This window comes from uncultured Cocleimonas sp. (assembly GCF_947495625.1).
Lineage (GTDB): Bacteria > Pseudomonadota > Gammaproteobacteria > Thiotrichales > Thiotrichaceae > Cocleimonas.
The window spans coordinates 20,822-41,842 of sequence record NZ_CANLZW010000036.1; the positions used below are offsets into that span (position 1 = coordinate 20,822).

19 protein-coding genes and 1 tRNA gene are annotated in these 21,021 nt (G+C 40.5%); 8 read left to right on the plus strand and 12 right to left on the minus strand.

The window, feature by feature from the left end:
- Positions 1-37: 37 nt before the first annotated feature.
- On the minus strand, positions 38-859 hold the full coding sequence (locus Q1A31_RS17205) for a sulfotransferase domain-containing protein (protein ID WP_299879646.1): 822 nt from the start codon (positions 857-859) through the stop codon (positions 38-40).
- Positions 860-1,122: 263 nt separating this feature from the next.
- On the opposite strand from Q1A31_RS17205, the gene Q1A31_RS17210 reads away from it, so the two are divergent.
- Together Q1A31_RS17210 and Q1A31_RS17215 are read left to right on the plus strand one after the other, a co-directional pair.
- The gene (locus Q1A31_RS17210; protein ID WP_299879648.1) at positions 1,123-2,058 is read left to right on the plus strand and encodes a porin; all 936 of its coding nucleotides are present in this window, start codon (positions 1,123-1,125) and stop codon (positions 2,056-2,058) included.
- Positions 2,059-2,247: 189 nt separating this feature from the next.
- Positions 2,248-3,372, plus strand: coding sequence for a FimV/HubP family polar landmark protein (locus tag Q1A31_RS17215; RefSeq protein WP_299879650.1), 1,125 nt, complete (start codon positions 2,248-2,250; stop codon positions 3,370-3,372).
- Positions 3,373-3,459: 87 nt separating this feature from the next.
- Here Q1A31_RS17215 and glcF read toward each other — a convergent pair whose 3' ends face one another.
- From glcF to Q1A31_RS17230, 3 genes are all read right to left on the minus strand, one after another.
- Entirely contained in the window at positions 3,460-4,665 is a 1,206-nt protein-coding gene (glcF, locus tag Q1A31_RS17220; RefSeq protein WP_299879652.1) for a glycolate oxidase subunit GlcF, read from the minus strand.
- Positions 4,666-4,683: 18 nt separating this feature from the next.
- On the minus strand, positions 4,684-5,760 hold the full coding sequence (gene glcE, locus Q1A31_RS17225; protein WP_299879654.1) for a glycolate oxidase subunit GlcE: 1,077 nt from the start codon (positions 5,758-5,760) through the stop codon (positions 4,684-4,686).
- A gap of 121 nt (positions 5,761-5,881) precedes the next feature.
- Positions 5,882-7,351: an FAD-linked oxidase C-terminal domain-containing protein gene (locus Q1A31_RS17230; protein ID WP_299879656.1), complete on the minus strand. Its 1,470-nt coding sequence runs from the start codon at positions 7,349-7,351 to the stop codon at positions 5,882-5,884.
- A 65-nt stretch (positions 7,352-7,416) separates the two neighbouring features.
- Between Q1A31_RS17230 and crcB the strand changes: the two genes are divergently transcribed.
- From crcB to Q1A31_RS17250, 4 genes are all read left to right on the plus strand, one after another.
- Positions 7,417-7,818 carry a fluoride efflux transporter CrcB gene (gene crcB / locus Q1A31_RS17235; RefSeq protein ID WP_299879658.1) on the plus strand — a complete coding sequence of 134 codons (402 nt, stop codon included), beginning with the start codon at positions 7,417-7,419 and terminating at the stop codon, positions 7,816-7,818.
- 30 nt (positions 7,819-7,848) lie between these two features.
- A complete protein-coding gene (gene serS, locus Q1A31_RS17240) occupies positions 7,849-9,135 on the plus strand; it encodes a serine--tRNA ligase (protein ID WP_299879660.1) in 1,287 nt (428 codons plus the stop codon).
- A 294-nt stretch (positions 9,136-9,429) separates the two neighbouring features.
- Positions 9,430-10,281 (plus strand): ion transporter, encoded by an 852-nt coding sequence (locus Q1A31_RS17245; RefSeq protein WP_299879663.1) that lies wholly within the window; start codon positions 9,430-9,432, stop codon positions 10,279-10,281.
- Between the two features lie 124 nt (positions 10,282-10,405).
- A complete protein-coding gene (locus tag Q1A31_RS17250; protein WP_299879666.1) occupies positions 10,406-12,085 on the plus strand; it encodes a glutamine--tRNA ligase/YqeY domain fusion protein in 1,680 nt (559 codons plus the stop codon).
- 105 nt (positions 12,086-12,190) lie between these two features.
- On the opposite strand, the gene Q1A31_RS17255 is transcribed toward Q1A31_RS17250, so the two are convergent.
- The 3 genes from Q1A31_RS17255 to raiA all read right to left on the minus strand — a co-directional run bounded on the left by Q1A31_RS17255 (position 12,191) and on the right by raiA (position 13,624).
- Complete coding sequence (locus Q1A31_RS17255; RefSeq protein WP_131907012.1) at positions 12,191-12,394, minus strand: cold-shock protein; 204 nt, start codon at positions 12,392-12,394, stop codon at positions 12,191-12,193.
- Positions 12,395-12,779: 385 nt separating this feature from the next.
- On the minus strand, positions 12,780-13,247 hold the full coding sequence (locus Q1A31_RS17260; protein ID WP_299879673.1) for a TerB family tellurite resistance protein: 468 nt from the start codon (positions 13,245-13,247) through the stop codon (positions 12,780-12,782).
- A 50-nt stretch (positions 13,248-13,297) separates the two neighbouring features.
- On the minus strand, positions 13,298-13,624 hold the full coding sequence (gene raiA, locus Q1A31_RS17265; RefSeq protein WP_299879676.1) for a ribosome-associated translation inhibitor RaiA: 327 nt from the start codon (positions 13,622-13,624) through the stop codon (positions 13,298-13,300).
- Between the two features lie 222 nt (positions 13,625-13,846).
- Between raiA and Q1A31_RS17270 the strand changes: the two genes are divergently transcribed.
- Positions 13,847-13,936, plus strand: a tRNA-Ser gene (locus Q1A31_RS17270).
- Between the two features lie 358 nt (positions 13,937-14,294).
- Here Q1A31_RS17270 and Q1A31_RS17275 read toward each other — a convergent pair.
- The 3 genes from Q1A31_RS17275 to Q1A31_RS17285 form a co-directional block, all read right to left on the minus strand.
- The gene (locus tag Q1A31_RS17275) at positions 14,295-14,489 is read right to left on the minus strand and encodes a hypothetical protein (protein ID WP_299879679.1); all 195 of its coding nucleotides are present in this window, start codon (positions 14,487-14,489) and stop codon (positions 14,295-14,297) included.
- 392 nt (positions 14,490-14,881) lie between these two features.
- Positions 14,882-16,135 (minus strand): Y-family DNA polymerase, encoded by a 1,254-nt coding sequence (locus Q1A31_RS17280; RefSeq protein ID WP_299879682.1) that lies wholly within the window; start codon positions 16,133-16,135, stop codon positions 14,882-14,884.
- A 13-nt stretch (positions 16,136-16,148) separates the two neighbouring features.
- Complete coding sequence (locus Q1A31_RS17285) at positions 16,149-16,580, minus strand: LexA family transcriptional regulator (protein WP_299879685.1); 432 nt, start codon at positions 16,578-16,580, stop codon at positions 16,149-16,151.
- Positions 16,581-16,775: 195 nt separating this feature from the next.
- Here Q1A31_RS17285 and Q1A31_RS17290 point away from each other — a divergent pair, with 195 nt between their 5' ends.
- The gene (locus Q1A31_RS17290) at positions 16,776-17,678 is read left to right on the plus strand and encodes a LysR family transcriptional regulator (protein WP_299879688.1); all 903 of its coding nucleotides are present in this window, start codon (positions 16,776-16,778) and stop codon (positions 17,676-17,678) included.
- A 98-nt stretch (positions 17,679-17,776) separates the two neighbouring features.
- Here the strand turns inward: Q1A31_RS17290 and Q1A31_RS17295 are convergent, their stop codons facing one another.
- Together Q1A31_RS17295 and der are read right to left on the minus strand one after the other, a co-directional pair.
- A complete protein-coding gene (locus Q1A31_RS17295; RefSeq protein WP_299879691.1) occupies positions 17,777-19,375 on the minus strand; it encodes a hypothetical protein in 1,599 nt (532 codons plus the stop codon).
- 147 nt (positions 19,376-19,522) lie between these two features.
- Positions 19,523-20,974 carry a ribosome biogenesis GTPase Der gene (gene der / locus Q1A31_RS17300; RefSeq protein WP_299879694.1) on the minus strand — a complete coding sequence of 484 codons (1,452 nt, stop codon included), beginning with the start codon at positions 20,972-20,974 and terminating at the stop codon, positions 19,523-19,525.
- Positions 20,975-21,021 lie beyond the last annotated feature (47 nt).

Below are 21,021 nucleotides of genomic sequence, written 5' to 3' on the forward strand. Positions count from 1 at the left end.
TAAAAGCCTTATATAAGATGAGTTTTTGCACTTTGGATTATAAATAACCTGTCATTTTCATTTCTTTTTCACAAGCTTTGACAATACGATTTTGAAGCTCAGGTTCTAATTCTGTTTTCCAGCGTTGCGCCTGGCCTTTATGGAAGAACTCTTGCCCGACTGTTTCTCTAAAGCCAGTTTTTTCTTCTTGCTGCTTCATTTTGTCGAAGGTGCAGGCATCGATGCTCTTACGCACAAGCTCTTCATCGTAATCCATATTCAGGAATTTTATTATTTCACTCAAAACCTCAAAGGGATTAGAAAGCAGATCTTCATAACGAAGTGCATAAACAGGATAGGGTAGATTGCGCATCCAGGAAGCGACATGAATATTCCAGGAAAGTTGTGGAACGAAAAGTCCTTTATTAGGGAAGCGGGTTACAAACTTGCTATCAAGTAGTTTATCAACAGCTATTTCATTGGTCGCTGTGTTGTAGTGGTTTTTAAATGATAGCGCCACATCTCTAGGGTCTCTGACTATGTAAATAGCAGCTCTGGTAATGTCATGTGGGATTTGTGCAACACCCGACAGATCAATATTACAATCATGCGTTTTAAGCATTAAGTTACCACCAGCATCTTCCAGCATTCTCATCATTGCTGCGGGCTTAATTAAAGCCTGGTCGGATGTTGACCATTCTGTAATAGGTTTCTTGATAATGTCGTCATAGTATTCTGGGTTTTTATCGCCAGTCTGCATAATGTTGTTTATTTGTACTTCGCCATTGTTCGAATAGGCTGTTATCAATGCTCTCACCCAGGTATTGCCACTTCTTGGGAAGCTGGCTATCCATGTGATTTTATTAGTATCTTGTGTCATTATCTTTGAATCCTTTAAAACTCTTTTTTGTAATCGGTTGAGTGAGTTGCGGCATTATTATAAGCTGTAAATCAGCCTTATTGATAGTTAGACGATTATCTGTGTAGAAAATTATTTGTTGTAAAATTGATACACTTTTTCGTAACTGTTGTTTTTTTTAAACAAATTTGTTGCAAAAATTCTAAATTAGGCTAAAGTAACCATGTCCTAGCGAAGGTCTTAGTGGACTTTTGCGGGTTTTTATTAATTTCGGGGTTAATTCGATGAAAAAGAATATTATGATTAAAACAGCAATTGCTGGTGCGATTGTTGCTGCTACAACAGCTACTACTATAGCTGACACTACATTATACGGCCGTATGCGTGCTGGTGTTGTATGTACTGACAATGGTTCTGATACTGATTGTGCTTTAGAAAACCGTTCTTCACGTTTCGGTATCAAAGTAGACCAGGAAATCTCTGATGGTTTGACTGCATTTGGTAAATACGAGTTCGGTGTAAACCTTGATGAAGGTGCTCTTTCAAACGGCGAGCAAACTAATCGTCTAGCTTATGTTGGTCTTAAAGGTGGTTTCGGTGAAGTTTCTATCGGTGCACGTTGGTCTCCAATGTACAGCTATGTAATGAGCCCAATTGACCCATTCCAGCTTCTTGGTGGTACATCAGGTGCTAGTACATATAGCTCTACTTACCGTCGTGCTGATACAGTAAACTACAAGAATAAATTCGGTACTACTGGCATGCATGTTCAGTTAGTAATGGATGAAAATGATGCTGGTAACGATGCAGTTGATGAAGTTCAAGTCGGTGCTGGCTTCAAAGCAGGTCCTGTAAATCTTGGTCTTGCTTACCGCGATGTAACAGATGTAGGGTCACAGATTGGTTTACATGCTGGAGCTAAGTTCGGTATGGCTAATTTAGGTCTATCTTTAATTAACAGCTCTTCTGATACATCTGGCGTAGATGATGAGTTGTCTATCATGACTCTTGCAGGATTTGGTCTTGGTGGTGGTAAAGCTGTTAATGTAAGTCTTCATACTACTGATGCAGATGATGAGCCATTAATTATTTCTGCTGAATATGAGCACAAACTAAGCAAGAACTACCGTTGGTTTGCAGCAGTGCAAAATGCTGACGATGGAAATGATGCGACTGATGATGTGCTTTCATACGGTGTTGGTATGCGTCTAGAGTTCTAATCTAGTCTCATAGCAAATGCATAATAAGAAGGGCGCCTATAGGCGTCCTTTTTTATGCCTGAAATAATTTCGATATTTATTAAAATAATAGATTTATTTACGTATATCTTTATTGGCTAATTATTAGCATTTAAGAAAGTAAAATAACTAAGTACAATACATTCCTCGAAAGTAAAAAATAAAACTAAAATGATTTATAAAAATAAAATAATTTGGCTGGCAATCTGCTCAATATTATCTCTGGCAATAACGTCGATTTCGTTTGCAGAAACTCGCTACAAGGTCAGATCAACTGATAATTTGAATAGAATTGTTGAGAGATTTTATTCGCAGAGTGATTTAACAAGATCTCAATTATTAGTAGGTGTGTTGGCTAAGAATCAGAGAGCCTTTCGAGGGGGGAATATTAATTTCTTACTCCGGGGTAAGCAGCTTATATTGCCGGATGAATCAAATTTAGAAACACTATCTGATGAAGAGGCAAAAGAATTGCTGGCGAAACATGCGCGTTATTTTAGAAACGGTGAAACGGGAGATTTTGGTTCGCCGATTGCAAACGGTTATGTAGTGAGCAAAAGCCAGAAAGCAAATGTGTTAGAAAATAAACAAGAAATACAGACAGTAAAAATTGGTCAATTAGAGAAAGAAAGTAACGATTTACGCATGCGCTTAGACAAGCTTATCGCTGAAAAAAATGAGAGTGACGCTCAGTTGCGTAAGGTTGAAGAGGCATTGCAAAATACCTTAAATAAAAATGGTGCGGGTGAACCTGAAAGCGGAGCAGTATCTCAAGAAGAAATAGAAGAATCTAAAAAAAAATTAAGTGAACAAGCGAAAGAAAAGATAGATGTTTTTCAGAGTATTAATGCTGAAAAAATACAAATTTCAGATGTTGTTGACCAGATGGAAGAATCAACAGAGCCATCAGGTTTTACTGAGAGTGAGGTAAGCTCAGAAGAGACTGGTATTAAGTCTATTATGGTAATGCTGGAGAAGTTCTATTTACCAATAATAGGATTGCTAATATTCCTTTTTGGCTGGCTTCTTTGGAGAAAAAATAATAAGAGTAAATTAATTGCTGATGAAGTAAACATACAGTCAGAGATTGAAAAGGCTTACGAGGAAGATAAAGATTTTCTTAGTGCGCAAGCTGTTGAAGAAAAGCCATCTAAAGATACGGTAAAAATTGATATGGCTGTAGCTTACATCGATGCAGGAGATATTGATTCAGCAACCACTATTCTTAATAAGCTTATTAATGAAGGTAGTTCTGACCAAAGAAAGCGTGCGCAGAAAATATTAAATAGCCTTTAATTTACTATTAGAACGCTCTTTAGCTAAAAGAGTGTTCTTTGTGCTCTGTCTTAATTATTTCTAAGACATATCTACGTTAAAACTTATTTAGTTATCTAATAGATGAATCCAATGAATCACGGGAACATTGCTGGCTTCTTGTAAGTGAGTCTGGCAGCCAATATTTCCTGTGACGATCATCTCTGGTGAGTGTTTCTGTAAGCTTTCTATTTTGTTTTGCTGAAGTTTAGTTGAGATTACGGGCTGTAAAATAGAATAAGTACCAGCTGATCCGCAGCACAAATGCGAATTTTCAACAGGTAGTAAATCATATCCACAATCACCTAGAATTTTTTCCACCACTCCTGTGATTTTTTGTCCATGCTGTAAAGTGCATGGAGGGTGCCAGCTAATTTTGGTTTTCTCTGGTGCGTTTAATTGCTTGTAATCTTCATTAAATACAATCTCGGAGATATCTTTGCAAAGCTCTGAAATACGCTGAGCTTTACTGGCATATTCTGAATCGTGTTGTAAGTGGTGTGCGTATTCTTTTACCATTACACCACAGCCACTTGCTGTCATGACAATAGCTTCGGCGCCGCTTTCAATTTCGGGCCACCAGGCATCAATATTATTTTTCATAAACACCAATGCTTTTTCTTCTTCCCCTAGATGCTGGCTAACCGCTCCACAGCAGCCTGCTTTTTTTATTGTGAGTAGAGATATTCCGAGCTTATCCAAAACGCGTGCGGTAGCTGTATTTATATCTGGTGATAGTGCGGGTTGCACACAGCCATCAAGAATTAGCATTTTACGGCTATGAGAATTGCCAGGAAGTAATCCTTTTGTGGTCTTTCTTGGGATTTTTTTGCGCAATACTTTAGGTGTAAATGGCTTGAAAAACTGACCGGCTTTCAATAAAGGGGTAAAGCGTTTCTCATAAGGAAGTATATTCAGAATGAGTTTGCGAGTGATTCTCTCTTTGAAGCTTCTTGGTACTTTTTCTTCAATTAAGCTACGACCTATATCGAGTAGTTGAGAATACTTCACGCCTGAGGGGCAGGTGGTCTCACAGCTACGACAGGTCAAACAGCGGTCTAGGTGGAGCTGTGTTGATTCGGTAACATCTTTGCCTTCCAGAAGCTGCTTAATGAGATAAATGCGACCACGTGGACCATCATTCTCATCGCCTAATAACTGATAGGTAGGGCAGGTTGCATTACAAAAGCCGCAATGGACACAGGTTCTGAGAATGTCGTCTGCCTGCTTGCCTTTTACAGTATTTAATAAAGAAGGTGTGATATCAGTTTTCATAGTGTTAAGCCCTAGGTGTTATAAACCAGAGTAGATTCGTCCAGGACTAAAAATACCGTTTGGATCCATATTACGTTTGAGTTGTTTGTGTAATAGCATGAGCGGTTTATCTAACACGGGGAAACAAGGTGTTTCAGGTAAATCCCCTTTAAACATATACGCATAACCATTGTTTGAGGTCGCAATATTCTGAATGATATTGGCAGGAGCATTACTATTAATCCACCGCTGAGCACCGCCCCATTCAATGAGTTGGTTGTCATCGACACTAGAGATTTGTTTTGTCGCTGGCGGTAAGGATAAGCGCCATAGCGGCTTGTCAGTACGTCCGAAAAAATGATGTTGATGGTCACGAATATCCGTCCAGAAATCATCGTAATCGCCCAATAAATCAAAGCCCAATTTCTTTTTGGAATGCTCAAGTACCGTTTCACTTTCTGATAATCGTAAATAGACTTGATCATTAAACCAGGCGCTTGCAGTAATGGGTAATTGTTGCAATCTGGATTCTCGAAAAAACTGCAGTGCTGATGTTTGGTCAGATTCGAAGGTCAGCGTGATTTCTTTTTGGGGTTTAGGTAATAGTCTTAATGAAACTTCAAGGATTACACCCAGTGTTCCTTGTGAGCGAACCATCATGCGAGACAAGTCATAACCCGCCACATTTTTCATCACTTGTCCGCCAAAGCTAACAATTTCGCCGTTACCATTTATGATCTTTACACCGAGAATGGCGTCCCTAACCGATCCGGTATAGGCGCGTCTTGGGCCGGAAATTCCAGCAGCAATAGCGCCACCAATGGTTGTTTCTGTTGTGTACTGAGGTGGCTCAAAAGGTAGAATTTGATTGGTGTTATTGAGTAATGTTTCTAAATCAGATAATAAAGTACCTGCCCTCAATGTTACACAGAGTTCTGTTGGTTCATAGCTGATAATGCCCGTATGCTGGCTAACATCCAATGGCTTAGCATCAACCGTATTGCCGTAGAACGCCTTGCTATTTCCGCCGTGAATATAGAGTGGTTGTTTGCTTGCTATCGACTCTAGTACGCGTTGTTGTAGGTCAGAACTAATATCGTTATCTTGTATTGTCATGTGTGTCACAAAGGATAAATTACCCAAAGCCTTTTCGTAGTTGTTTGCGTTACTAAAAAAGTGGCTAAAAGTAGGGGGGTGTCATTTTAAAATAATTACTCGTTTTTATGTGTTTAAAACGCTAAAAACGAGGAATTTCAGGATGTGGCAATTGGCCGTTATGCACATGCATTCCACCTAATTCAGCGCAGCGGTGTAATGTGGGTACTGCTTTTCCCGGGTTGAGCAATGCATCCGGATCAAAAGCGTTCTTTACGGCAAAAAACTGGGTGAGTTCCTGGGGTGAAAACTGTACGCACATCTGGTCAATTTTTTCATGGCCCACACCGTGCTCGCCGGTAATAGTACCGCCCACTTCTACGCAAAGCGTCAAGATATCGGCGCCGAATTTTTCAGTTTTCTCAAGCTCGCCTTCTTTGTTTGCATCGTACAAAATTAGTGGGTGAAGATTGCCGTCTCCTGCATGGAAAACATTGGCTACACGTAAACCACATTCTTCAGATAATTCGCTAATTCTTTTGAGTACATAGGCGATCTGCTTTCGGGGAATGGTGCCATCCATGCAATAGTAATCGGGTGAAATTCTTCCAACAGCGGGAAATGCAGATTTCCTTCCTGCCCATAGTCGTGCTTGCTCATCTGCGGAGTCAGCAATTACGATATCGTCAGCATTTGCGTTGCGCAGTGTTTCTGAAACGGTTTCGATTTGCTCTGCCAGTTGCTGTTCGCTTCCATCTAATTCACACAGTAAAATAGCTTCTGCATCCAGAGGGTAATTTGCTTTGGCGAAGGCTTCTGCCGCATGAATGGCAGGTTTGTCCATCATTTCTAAACCAGCGGGAATGACACCCTCGGCGATAATGTTGGCAACGGCATTGCCTGCATCTTCAACCTTTTTGAATGACGCCATTAGGACTTTAACGGCATGAGGTTTAGGTAATAGTTTAACCACAATCTCAACGATAATGCCGAGCATGCCTTCAGAGCCAGTAATCAAAGCTAAAAGATCATAGCCAGGTGTGTCTAACGTCTGGGAGCCTAGAGTAACCAATTCGCCATCGATGGTCACGATGGTTACTTGCTGAACATTATGAATGGTCAGTCCATATTTTAAGCAATGCACACCACCTGCGTTTTCTGCCACATTGCCGCCAATAGAACAGGCAATTTGAGAGGAAGGATCTGGTGCATAATATAAGCCGAAGGGTCTTGCTGCTTCGGTAATGGCTAGGTTTCTAACGCCGGGTTGAACGGTTGCAGTTAGATTGTCAGTATCAATCTGTTCGATTTTATTAAAGCGGGATAGCCCCAGAATAATTCCGCCTTCGTGTGGTAATGCACCACCTGATAAGCCAGTGCCAGCACCGCGGGCAACAATTGGTACTTTGAGTTGTGAGCATATCTTGGCAATACGTTGAACTTGCTCAATCGTTTCTGGCAAGACAACTGCGACAGGGAGCTTTTGATAAGCTGATAAGCCATCGCATTCATAGGGTTTGATATCTTCTTCGCTGGTGAGCAAATATTCTTCTGGGAGAATTTCACCGATCTGAAAAAGCAAATTATTACGTGTATTTGTATCTAGAGACATTCCCCCATTCTAACCTTTCATATACACTATTGCCCAGTTCTTATGCTAGGTCTTTGGAGATATATTTGTCGCTTTCATTCACTCTTTCTGGTTCGCAAGCATTAGCAGTTATGGCTGGTGGTTCAATAGGTGCTTTGGCACGTTACGTTCTGTCGTCAGTAGTGACTGAAAAGCTCGGCGGAAACTTTCCTTATGGAACGCTTTCGGTCAATGTAATAGGCTCTTTTTTAATGGGTTTTTTGGCGATTGTTCTGGTTGAAAGAATGGAGCTGGATCCATTGTTGCGGTTGGCTATTTTTGTTGGGTTTCTTGGTGCTTTTACCACATTCTCGACATTCTCTATGGAAACCATGAATTTATTCGAGGAAGGGCTGCATGCGCGGGCTTTGTTGAATATGTTTATCAGTGTGATGTTAAGTGTACTAGCGGTATGGCTAGGATTTATAATCGGAAAAACAATCAGTTAAATGACTCGTTGAGTCTTTTGGGAAAATTAGATGTTAGATATAAAATTATTAAGAAGTGATATCGATGCAGTTGCAAAACAGTTGTCACGTCGTGGTTTTGAATTAGATGTAGCGGCATTCCAGTCTCTGGAAGATCAGCGTAAAACATTACAAATGACCACGCAGGAATTACAAAACGAACGCAATACTAGCTCCAAGATGATAGGTAAAGCCAAAGCGAGTGGTGAAGATATTCAACCATTGCTCGATGAGGTTGCTGACTTGGGTGAAAAGCTGAAAGCTGGAGAGCAACAACTCTCTGATTTACAGGCTCGAATCGATGAGATTGTAAGTGGCATTCCTAATATTCTTAACGAATCAGTGCCTGACGGTAAAAGCGAAGAAGATAACGTAGAAATCAGACGCTGGGGCGAACCTGCTTCATTTGATTTTGAGGTTAAAGATCATGTTGATCTTGGGGCGACAAACGGCTGGATGGATTTTGAATCTGCAACCAAGCTAACGGGTTCACGTTTCGTTGTGATGCGTTCTGCGATGGCGCGTATGCATCGTGCACTGATTCAGTTTATGTTGGACACTCACACTACCGAGCACGGCTATGAAGAAGTCTATGTGCCGTATATTGTAAATTCAGACAGTCTTTACGGTACTGGGCAATTACCTAAATTTGCTGAAGATTTATTCAAGTTAGAAGGTGAATTTGGTGATAAGGATTTTTACCTTATTCCAACAGCAGAAGTGCCAGTGACCAACCTGGTTAGAGATGAAATTGTCGATGCTGATAAATTGCCGATGCAATACACGGCGCATACTCCTTGTTTCCGTTCAGAAGCGGGTTCTTATGGTCGTGATACACGTGGCTTGATTCGCCAGCATCAGTTCGAGAAAGTAGAATTATTACACTTTGTAAAACCTGAAGATTCGGACGATGCTCTAGAAAGACTCACTAGACATGCTGAGATTATTCTAGAGAAATTAGAACTTCCATATCGCACCATAGTATTGTGTGCGGGTGATACCGGTTTCTCATCGAATAAAACCTATGATATTGAAGTATGGGTGCCGGCTCAGGAAACCTTCCGTGAGATATCTTCTTGTTCGAACATGAAAGATTTTCAGGCGCGTAGAATGCAAGCGCGTTTTCGTAATCCTGAAACTAATAAGACAGAGTTGCTGCATACATTAAACGGTTCTGGTCTTGCGGTGGGTAGAACCTTAGTGGCGATTGTTGAAAATTATCAGCAAGCGGACGGTAGTATCAAAGTACCTGAAGCGCTACTCCCGTATATGGGTGGTTTGACCGAGCTTAAGGCTTAAGAACTCGTTTGGTACACTGTTTGTTTGAATGTTTTTAAGATAAGCCACAACAACTATTTAAAACATCACCCCCCTACTTATACGAGGTTTTTATTCGTTATGAATAAAAACCTCGTTCTTTGAGTTGTGATAGTAAGGTTTTAACACTAGTTCAACTGGATTCTTTTCAGTTGTAAATAAATGTAAAGCTGTTCCTTGATGGGAACTTTCCTTGTTGTTTTTTAATCGTATAACCTTTGAAAAATCGCGAAATAAAAATTTCGCGCTAAACTACTATAAATTTTGAGTCAGGAAATGAAAGCCAAAACAATCGTTCAGATAATTAACGAATTCAACAACAATAGAATATTTCAGTTCTTTATCATTGCTGTCATTGTTGTTTCGGCATTGATGATTGGGGCGAAAACGTATGACATTGATCCTCAATATATAACCTTGCTCGGTTATCTGGATACGGCAATTACCCTGTTGTTTTTGTTTGAGATTGTGGTTCGTTTTATCGCCGAAGGTCATTCGCTGGCTTTCTTTAAGAAAGGCTGGAATGTTTTTGATACGCTGATTGTCGGCATAAGTTTAATCCCTATAGAAGATTCAGAAATGGTGCTATTAGCACGTCTGGTAAGAATCTTCCGCGTGTTGCGACTCATTTCGATTATCCCGGAATTGCGTATATTAATCTCTGCGTTACTCAAAGCATTGCCGCCGATGGGCTACGTATTGCTATTAATGTTCATCATGTTTTACATATACGCGGCAGTCGGTAGCTTCTTGTTTGAAGATATCAATAAAGTGCTGTGGGGTGATATAGCGGTTTCCATGCTGACTTTATTCCGTGTCGTTACCTTTGAAGACTGGACGGATGTCATGTATGAAACGATGGAAGTCTATCCGCTTTCATGGATGTTTTACCTGTCATTCATTTTCCTTAATGCCTTCGTGTTTTTAAACATGATGATTGGTATCGTCATCGAGCGCATGCAGGCAGAGCACGATGCCTATAATTTAGAAAATGACGAGGGTGATGTTTCTGACATTAAGCATATCCATGAGGATACCCGGGCGATTTTAAAGCGCCTGGAGCAATTAGAATCCAAGTTAGTAGAGCAAGGTCGTGCTGAGCTTTCGAATCAAAAGAAAGCAGTATAGCGATATAAAAAAGCCCTTAAAGTAGGGGGGTGACTAAATTAAACATAAATCATCTGGACAACTACTTGTCCTAACGATCTAATTCTTATTAAATAAGCGTTAAATAAATAAGGCACTTTTAGCAATGAATGAAAACGAAAAACCACTAAATTTCATCGAAAAAATTATTGAAGAAGATCTCGCTTCTGGAAAAGTTTCAAGTGTTCAAACACGCTTTCCACCTGAGCCTAACGGTTATTTACATATAGGTCATGCGAAGTCGATTGTTTTGAATTTTGGTCTTGCTGAAAAATACAACGGCCAATGTAATCTGCGTTTTGACGATACCAACCCTGAAAAAGAAGAAATCGAATACGTTGATTCGATCAAGCAAGATGTCGAGTGGTTGGGATACAAATGGAATGGTGATGTGCATTTCACTTCTGACTATTTTGATCAGCTTTATGACTGGGCGGTTACCTTAATCAAAGAGGGAAAAGCGTATGTCTGCGATCTTAATCAGGAAGAGATGCGCGAATACCGTGGTAACTTAAAAGAAGCTGGAAAAGACAGCCCTTATCGAGATCGCAGTGTTGAAGAAAACCTCGATTTGTTAATGCGTATGCGCGATGGCGAATTTGAAGATGGAAAGCGTTCTTTGCGAGTTAAGATCGATATGGCTCATCCGAATATGCAAATGCGTGACCCTGTTATTTATCGCATTAAGAATATGGAACATCACCAAACGGGCGACAAGTGGCACATTTATCCATCCTATGATTACGCGCATGGGCAGGGTGATGCAATCGAAGGCGTGACACACTCTGTATGTACCTTGGAGTTTGTTGAGCATCGTCCTTTATACGAATGGTTTATTGAGAATTTGCCGGTTCCGTCTGAGCCTCATCAATATGAGTTTTCTCGTTTAAATGTGAATTACTCGGTAACCAGTAAGCGTAAATTAAAGCAGTTGGTTGATGAGAATATTGTAAAAGGTTGGGACGATCCTAGAATGCCAACGATCTCTGGCATGCGTCGTCGCGGCTTCACCGCCAAATCTATACGAGACTTCGTTGAAAGTACGGGGGTGACTAAAGTCGATGGTGTGGTTGATGTGAGTCAGCTAGAGTTCTCAGTACGCGAAGATTTAAATAACGTGGCACCGCGTGCCATGTGTGTGATGAATCCATTAAAAGTGACGCTATGGAATGTTCCAGAAGATATGACGGAATACCTTACTGCGCCTCTACATCCGCAAAATGAAGAGATGGGAACACGTACGTTGATTTTCGATCGTGAAATTTTCATCGACAAGGCGGATTTCCAGGAAGAAGGAAATAAGAAATATAAACGTCTAGTGATTGGCAAGCGCGTGCGTTTACGTAATGCATACGTCATAGAAGCCGATGAAGCGATTAAAGATGGTAATGGCGAAATCATTGAAGTTAAGGCTAGAATTATTGAAGACACGCTGGGTAAGAATCCTGAAGATGGTATTAAGCCAAAAGGAGTTATTCACTGGGTGTCTGCATTACAGAATGTAGATTGCGAAGTGCGTATATACGATCGATTGTTTAATGACATCGCGCCAGATGCTGGTGGTAAAGACTTTATGGAAGCACTCAATCCGAGTAGTCTGGAAGTACTTACGGGCTGTAAGGGTGAAATAAGTTTGATGAATCCGAAGGCAGATGTGCCTTACCAGTTCGAAAGAGAAGGGTATTTCTTCCTGGATTCAGATTCGGTAATTGATGCTCATGAAGAAAATGAAAAATTAATCTTCAATAAAACAATTGGATTAAGAGATACCTGGGAGAGTAAGTAACTCCTATGGTCTTCTTGGAGCTGTTAATTCTAATTTAGTATTAACGCCAAAATTACAAAAAAGCCTCGCATTGCGAGGCTTTTTTGTATGAATGCTGTAATGCCTCTAAGCAGCAGTTACATTAACAGCGGCAGGGCCTTTGGCGCCATCTTCTGTTTCAAAATTCACTTTTTGTCCTTCTTCTAAAGACTTGTAACCATCCATTTGGATAGAGTTGTAGTGAACAAAAACATCATCACTTCCGTCATCTGGAGCGATAAAACCAAAACCTTTACTACTGTTGAACCACTTAACTGTACCTGTAGCCATTCCTAAGAACCTCTAAAATATAAAAAATAACGCAGATTTTTAGCAGAAATAAAGTCGATAATATCGACAAAAAAACGGTTACATCACTATTTAGAGAAGAAGCCGCTCAACTGCTTCAGGACAAATATTAAATACTTACCCTTAAAAACTACATGAACAGAATATCATAACTACAGAGAATTTCTATACTGAGCTCATTTTTTCGAAGGTTATTAGATAAATTATATTGATATGGTTGGCTGTTTAGTTAGGTTGCAACGAAGAAAAGTATAAAAAGTAATCAAATAAAGCAGATAAAAATAAAATTAATTAATGGCTTTAGGTTTATTGTTTAAAATTTTCAATATTGCTCTATCAAGTGGATTAGATTCTGCATAAGTGTTTATTAGGAAAGACTAGACTCTTTTTGAATACGTAATTTTGATGCGATAAAGTCGCTGTGAGAAACATGAATCAAATCAGCAATTCGACGAATCACATGGTCTTCGTGTTTATCTAACACATTATCTGCAAAGGCCACTCGCCAAAGCTTTTCAATTAATTCGATCCGCTGCGTTGCCGAGTAATGTTGATTAATCAAGCTAGTAAACTGAAAGTTATCGGTGGATTCTGCATGTTCTTGTTTAGCTAAATCAATCAGTTCTTTTGCTTCTTTCTGATCAAGATCAAATGACTCTTCCACCAATTTGAGTAGCATTACTCTCTCTTCAGGTGCATTTTCATAATCCGCTTCAGCGACTTCTATCATCAGCGAAGCCAACGCTAATTGTAAGCGATGCTCAGAATCAAGCTCTGACGAGCTTGATTCTGCAATGAAATGACTTTCAAAAAATTGTTTTATTTTGGGTAGCATTTTTTAAATTTAAATTCTCTAATAAAATTTCTACTTTTTTCTAAGTATTATTAGATTTCAGCAGGTTTACGCGAAAGAGTCTGTCTTTTCTCCATCGCTTTTCTTACCGCGCGTTCTGCACGATGACAGCAATTATCAATCGCCGCATATAAATTCTCTTCACTATCCTCGACAACAACCGTCGGCATTTTCTGTAACTCTACATGAATCAGGCAATGTTGTGCTTCTCCGCCTTTTGGACCATTCTCGTCAGACAAATGAACATGAACATTGATAATTCTATCGCCATAGTTATGAATCATTGGCTCAAGTTTCTCTTCTGTATGAGTTCTCATTGCTTCTGTTACTGAAAAATTTTGAGATTGAATATCGATCATTCTTTATTATCCTCTTGATAGGTCTTTCGTTATTTTTGAAGTTCTCGTGTGTAGTTTGTGAATAAAATATTCCCTACAATTTAACTATAGTTTCAGAAATCGTAAATTCAAGCCAATTGATTGTTAAAAAGTAGAATATTTTACTAGCATCATGGAGCAGTTTTTATTATCCTACGCGCTCTTTGAAGTTTATCGACTAAAAACTTCAAAGAATACAACAATGGAGAGGTGACTGAGTGGCCGAAAGTACCGGTTTTGAAAACCGGCGACGGGTTAAACCGTCCCAGGGTTCGAATCCCTGCCTCTCCGCCATATTACAAAAAGCCCGCTAGCGTTTTCGCGCTAGCGGGCTTTTTTTATTCTGTTTGCGAGAGTAGGTATGAGAACCCTGATCGGTTTGGCTAAAATATTAGGAATATTTTAGAACGAGCGAAAGCGAGCCCGAAGGGTCGGGTACATGGACGTACCCGATAAAACATTGCGCTCAAGCAATGTTAGATGTCAGAGGAACGACGACGGTCCTGAGGAACGAAGGATTAAGAATCGCCCTAAGCGATTCTTAACAATCCCGCCCAAATCTATAGCTTACAGTTGGAGTATTTCCAAAGCGCTCTAAAAAAGTGCCTATAAGTAGGGGGGTGATCCTTACTTTCTCAGAATTCGAATAGAATCATTTACTAAAAATAACTTCATTCTCATTTCTTTTTGCAGTAATTCCAGTCATTTCAAATGTGTGTTCATTACCATCATCAAGAACTGCCAATTGTTCAGGGCCGCAAGTTATTTTAAAACCTTTGATAACACCGCAATGTATATTTCCCAATTTTTCATAGTAACCTTCTCTTACTTCTACGTTTTCTGACATTTCTTTTTCCTTTTGATAATTAATTGTTAAAGTATGTGACTAATGTAGTACTAATCTTGAATGGTGGTACAGGTCTATTTTCTTATCTCAGTTGGTTGGTCTTGTAAAAAACTGGCTATAAGTAGGGGGGTGATAGTAAATTTGTTTTTATGACTGAGTTTTTTACTCTCAGGGCGCAGTACAAAGTACCGTTATTTTCGTTCTTTATCCTTTAAGTCTTTTTCACGTTTCGCTTTTAATATAAAGGCTATTACCGTTACAAAGATAAATGCGGCTAATACGTATATGTATTCCATGTCGTTATGTAGTTTTGTCCTAAATCTTATTTACACTAACTATAGTTGAATATGCTTAATTTGTTTAACGATGCTTTTCCATGCTAGATCTATAAGTCATTCAACTCTCAGCAACTCATCCCAGCACGTTGTGTATTTAGGGGATAATAGATTCTGATTCATATACCAGCGCTTCTTGCTTTCAGAGCCTAGCCTTAAGGTTTGTCTGCCATATTTACTATTCACATGATCCATGAGTTTCATGCGCTGGCGCGCGTTGCTGTCGTATTTTTCGGGTTGGAATAAACACAGTTGCTGTTTGCTGTCGGGGATAATGTCTAGAATCATGATGCCCCCTTTTTGATATTCGTAGCCGTCTTTGTAAATGTTCTCCAGAATATAGGTTGCCATCTTGATAAACGTGGCAGTGTCTGCAGAATATTGGTTTAGGCTTACTGTTCCTGCATTGCTGTATTTCGGGCTAGCATTGAACGGGCTGGTGCGAATGAATACCTGAATGCTGCTGGCGACGCTGTGTTGTTTTCTAAGCTTTTCACACGCTCTGGCGACATAGCCGGAGATTAGCGAGCGTAACAGTTGATAGTTGGTGATTTTGTTTTTAAAGCTACGAGAAACGAGTAGTTGTTTCTTTTCCGGTAGTTCCTCGATAGAAATGCAATTTTCACCGTTTAGTTCACGTTGCGTGCGTTGCATAACCACGCTGTATTTTCGTCGGATCCAGGTGCTATCTGCTTGTGCCAAATCGTAGGCAGAATGAATACCACAATGCTGGAGGCTCATCGACCATTTTCGTCCTATGCCCCAGACATCACCAATCGCTATTTTTTTAAGTACATTGTCTATTTGTTGCTGGTTATCAAAAACAAACACCCCCCCACTTTTAGGCGTTTTTTTTGCCACGCGATTGGCAATCTTCGACAGCGTTTTGGTGCTACCAAAACCAATCGATACTGGCATTCCGATCCATTTGAGTATTTTCTCTCTAACCTCCAAACCGTGGGTGTTTAAATCGAAATGATTAAAACCACGCATATCGGCAAAGGCTTCATCGATTGAGTAGATTTCGATATTGGGTGACAGGTATTCCAATACGCTCATAACGCGTGCAGATAAATCACCGTAGAGTGGGTAGTTAGAAGAAAATACATGAATACCTTTCTGCTTCATTTCTTGTCGAAATTTAAATTCTGGCGCACCCATGGGGATACCCAGCGCCTTTGCCTCGTTACTTCGGGCAATCACACAGCCATCATTATTCGATAACACCACAATCGGTTGGTCTTCTAACTCTGGCCTGAACAATCGCTCGCAGGAGGCATAAAAGTTATTGCAGTCGACAATAGCAAACATGATTTATACCGAACTAATATTGATGAATGGTCGCGGTGACCACGCCCCACACATGCAACTCTCCATGCACGGGAATGTCTTTATGATGCTTGCTTTCCGCTTTTAATAAAATGCCATTGGGGTGGTTGGTAATGAGGCGTTTCACCGTGGTTTCGCCATCAATCACCGCGATGATAATATCCCTATTGGATGCTTCAAGAGAGCGATCAACGATCAAAATATCATTTGGGTAAATACCGACGTTAACCATCGAACGCCCAACAACACGCACAAAAAAGGTCGCCTCCTGATGTTTAATGAGCAACTTGTTGAGGTCCAGGTATTCCTCGATAAAATCATCTGCAGGCGAGGCAAAACCTGCGCGTACTTTATTGCCATAGAGTGGAATCATTACAGGTTTGGCAGATGGGCTTAATCGCTTTATTTCTATTATTTCGTTTGTCATAGTAAAAATAAGCTTAGCAGAAAATAATCAAAAAGCGAACAAAAAGCGAACTTATTTTAAGTTTTTCGGGGGGGGGGGGGCGAGCGAGCGTTCTCGAAATTCCCTCACTAATATAGAAATCAACTATTGAATAAAAAAGGATAAATGCCGATAATTGCAAATAATTATTCTCGTATTTAGAACAATAGGTAATGCATGGGTCAATTAGAAGATATGGAAGCTTTTGTGCGAGTTGTCGAGGCGGGTGGAATAGGTGCAGCCGCAGAACAAATGGGCATTGCAAAGTCAGCCGTTAGCCGAAGATTGTCAGAACTAGAAGCGCGTTTGGGTGTCACGCTGATTAATCGCACAACGCGCACTCAAAAACTGAGTGATACCGGAGAACACTATTACTCACGTGCATTGCAAATTCTCAATGAAATGAGCGAGCTCAATAATATAACGTCAAACCCGGAATGTGATTTAAAAGGTACGATACGGATCTCAGCGCCATTGTCATTTGGCTTAACCCACTTATCCCCCGCACTTGACAGCTTTTTCAAAGAACACCCTCAACTAACGCTGGATATAGACTTTACAGATAATCATATTGATCTGATTGGTGGAGGCTATGACCTGGCATTTCGTATCGGTGATCTAAATGATTCGAGTTTAAAAGCGCGACGTTTGTTTCCTGTTAGCTTTGCATTGTGTGCAAGCCCAAAGTACCTGGAAGAACATGGCACACCCAAAGACCACGAAGATTTAAAAAATCATCAAGTGCTCAGGTATTCATTGGCGAGCAACACCACGTTGACACTGGTTGATAAAGATCAGCAGAAGCATCATGTCGCCACCAAGGGAAATATAATTGCGAATAATGGGGATTTTCTCTCCTTTATGGCAGCCGCTGGCCACGGGATTCTTTTTACCCCGACCTTTATTTCATGGGAGTCATTAGCTGTTGGTGATTTAGTGCCCATTTTACAAGACTATTCATTACCAAAGATGAATGCCTATGCGGTCTACCCACAATCTCGAACCCTTTCTCGTCGTACCCGTTTATTAATCGACTTTTTGGTTGAACGCTTTGGTGATAAGCCTTATTGGGACCAGTAAGGTATTTATAGATATATCTTAATAACTAAAAAAACGTCTATAAGTAAGGGAGGATTTAAAAAAGTACCCTCCTACTTATAGGCCTTTTTTTAATGAGCTTAGAAAAATCGTTGTAAGCCTCTATATTTAGGTGCTTTTGCAGGTGGTTGATTAAGGTGTTCTTTTATTCCCCAGCAACCATAAAACTGGCAAGTACGTGGTGCGGAGAACGCTACAAACAATCCACCTTCGGTAATTCTGTCCCAGTTTTGTAGAAATTCAATATAGAATTTTTCCATTGGGTGCGCTCGGTTTGCACCAATCAGGAATGGATTGGGATGATCTTTAGTTGATTTGGTTCCAGGAGCTGTGAGGTGCTGTCCGCCTTCATAAGCAGCGAGTTTGACGCCGTATTTTTTCGCTAAATCCATTTGTACTTGAATCATCTTGTAGACGTTATTCATCGAATACGGATTTTTCTTATCATCTTTTAGCAGGGCAAAAACACTCGGTACGCTATTTACACCTGAAAGTGCTTTTTGGTGAACAAAGAAGTAAGGCGCTATCGCCATCACATCAACATTTTTATACGCGCCTTTATGCTCCATCACCACGGGTGTCATGTAACGATTTGCCGACCACGCTCCCATGACTCTGACAATACGATTACTGCTCGAATTACCAAATACCTGCTGGAATATTTTGAAGATTTCTACAGAGCGCTGTGAGTAGTATTTTTGTCCGGCGACATTAGGGTCAGGATCTAGACGCAGTTTTGTCCCCATATCTTTAGCATAATGCATTTGCGAAAATCCGGGGTTCCAGGCTTCGTTGGTGTATTCAATATATGCTTTCAGGTTAGGTCGCAGGTGTTTCTTTACATAAGATGCATACTTCCTGACGAGATTATTATCCGCGGCGTGTGGGATATTGAACCAGGGGTCTCGGTTGAGCACATTCGCCAGTTTAACCATTACCGATAAAGGCGTACCACGTGTACCTTCATAGCCTGCCCAAGTGGCTTTGCTGATGTGGGGCATTTGCTTCCAGTGTTTGATCGGGTTGCGAGTGATGCCGGACATATTCATCATTCGAATGACTTTAAAATCCTTCATGAATCTTAAGTAATCAGGGTTGAAGATGATTTTTTTGTGATGCTTTTCAAACGATAGGAAATTGCCACGGCATTGGTTTGCATTGTTAACACGTGTAAAGGGATCGTTTGCGCAAATACCACCGGGCATGATCACTCGAATATTACGCACATAATTATTAGGTTCGGAGCGCTTTATTAATAATGAGACCTGCATGAATTTGTCATGGCCAGAGCGAAATTCAACGATGTCTTTGCCGGGTGAAGAGTGAACAATTTTAGCATCACCTTCGTAAGCCAGTTGGCCTTCGCCATCATAAAGAACCGTATAATTTCCTTCTGGTAACGTTCCGGCAGGTAGCCAATGAATCATATAGCTGCCTGCCTTTCCGCCTTTTAAGTCAACTGGCCATCCATCACGATCGTATTGAATATGTCCATGAGTAAGTTTTTTGGCGTCTTTAAACGGCATCGCCATTTTGAACACATTGACAAACGGAGCGCTCGAATCAACGTGTTGGATTTCATTGGTGTTCATGCCGACGGGTAATTTGGCAAGCGTTGTGTTGCACAGCAAAACAGATAGTGTAGCTAGCAGTGTGTTAATCAATCCTTTGATATTCACGCTTTCCCCTTTTTGTTGATGTATTTTTTATCAGTATTTTATTTGCAGTATAGTGTTTAGTTTTGTTTTTAATAAAAAGGTTCTATTTCGGCCGAAATAAAAAACCCGCCGTATTAGGATTAGTTAATAGGCGGGTTATGGATCTTCTTATTTTTTCTTTTTACTGGTTTTATTTGTTTTTGATGTGTGAGGACTATTCTTCCTTTTACGGAACATCTGAGAAGGAGAAAGTTTGGCGCGCTTATCGCCTCGTCCTTCAAATGGATTATCGCCCGTTTTGAATTCTATTTTTACCTGAGTACCTTTTAGCTTCAACGTTTCACGGAAGTAATTCATCAAATAACGTTTGTAAGAACCAGGTATGCGATTAGTCTGATTACCATGAATAATCACGGTGAATGGGTTACTGCCACCCTGATGGGCATAACGAAGCTTGATACGACGTGTCGCTACTATCGGAAGTTGATGCGCTTCGGTCGCTGTTTGTAGAATTCGAGTCATGCGAGCTGTGGGTACGTCAAGCATTGCAGAATCATACGCTTCGTGGACTGATTTATATAAATGCCCAACACCTGTGCCGTGAAGCGCAGAGATGAAGTGTTTATCGGCAAAATCAAGGAAGGGTAGTTTTACTTCTAATTTAACTTTGATTTGATCTTTGGCGTACTCGTCCAGACCATCCCATTTATTGATCGCAACAACCAAAGAACGACCTGCATCAAGAATCAATCCTAGCAAGTGCGCATCCTGATCAGTAATCGTTTCATGTGCATCTAACAACATAATGACGACATGTGCCTGTTTGATCGCTTCTAAGGTTTTTATAATACTAAAGGTTTCAATCGCCTCTTTTACTTTACCGCGACGACGTACCCCAGCAGTATCGATCAAGGTATATTTTTTACCATCACGTTCATAAGGAACGTAAATACTGTCGCGTGTGGTGCCAGGCTTATCAAACGCCACAACGCGTTCTTCACCCATAATTCGATTGATAAGTGTTGATTTTCCAACATTCGGACGACCAACAAATGCAATGCGAATACTGTCTGCATGCTCTTCGGGAATCGTCTCTTCTTCTTCAAACGGAAAGCTTTCAAGCAGCTTTTCGATCATGGAGGTAACGCCACGACCATGCGCAGCTGCTATGGCGAATACATCTTTAAAACCCAGTTGATAGAAATCAGCTTTAGCTTGTTCCGGATCAACCGCATCGGTTTTATTGACTACCAGGTAAACTGTTTTGCCCGCTTTACGTAATCTATCTGCGACTAAATGATCTGCAGGGGTAAGTCCTTCTCTACCATCCACCATAAATAAAACGGTATTGGCTTCATCAACCGCCAACCAGGTCTGGTTCGCCATGTATTCATCGATACCCGCGTCATCGCCACTCAAACCGCCAGTATCAATGACGAGATAATCGCGTTCTTTACCACCCATGTCATCATCAGTGCCAAGTACTCCTTGACCGTATTTACGATCACGGGTCAAACCAGGAAAATCAGCCACCAATGCATCTCGCGATTTGGTTAAGCGATTAAATAAAGTGGATTTACCGACATTTGGTCGGCCAACAAGGGCGAATACAGGTTTCATAGCGATATTTGTAACAGATTTATAGCAAAGTAGTACTAAAGTTTAAA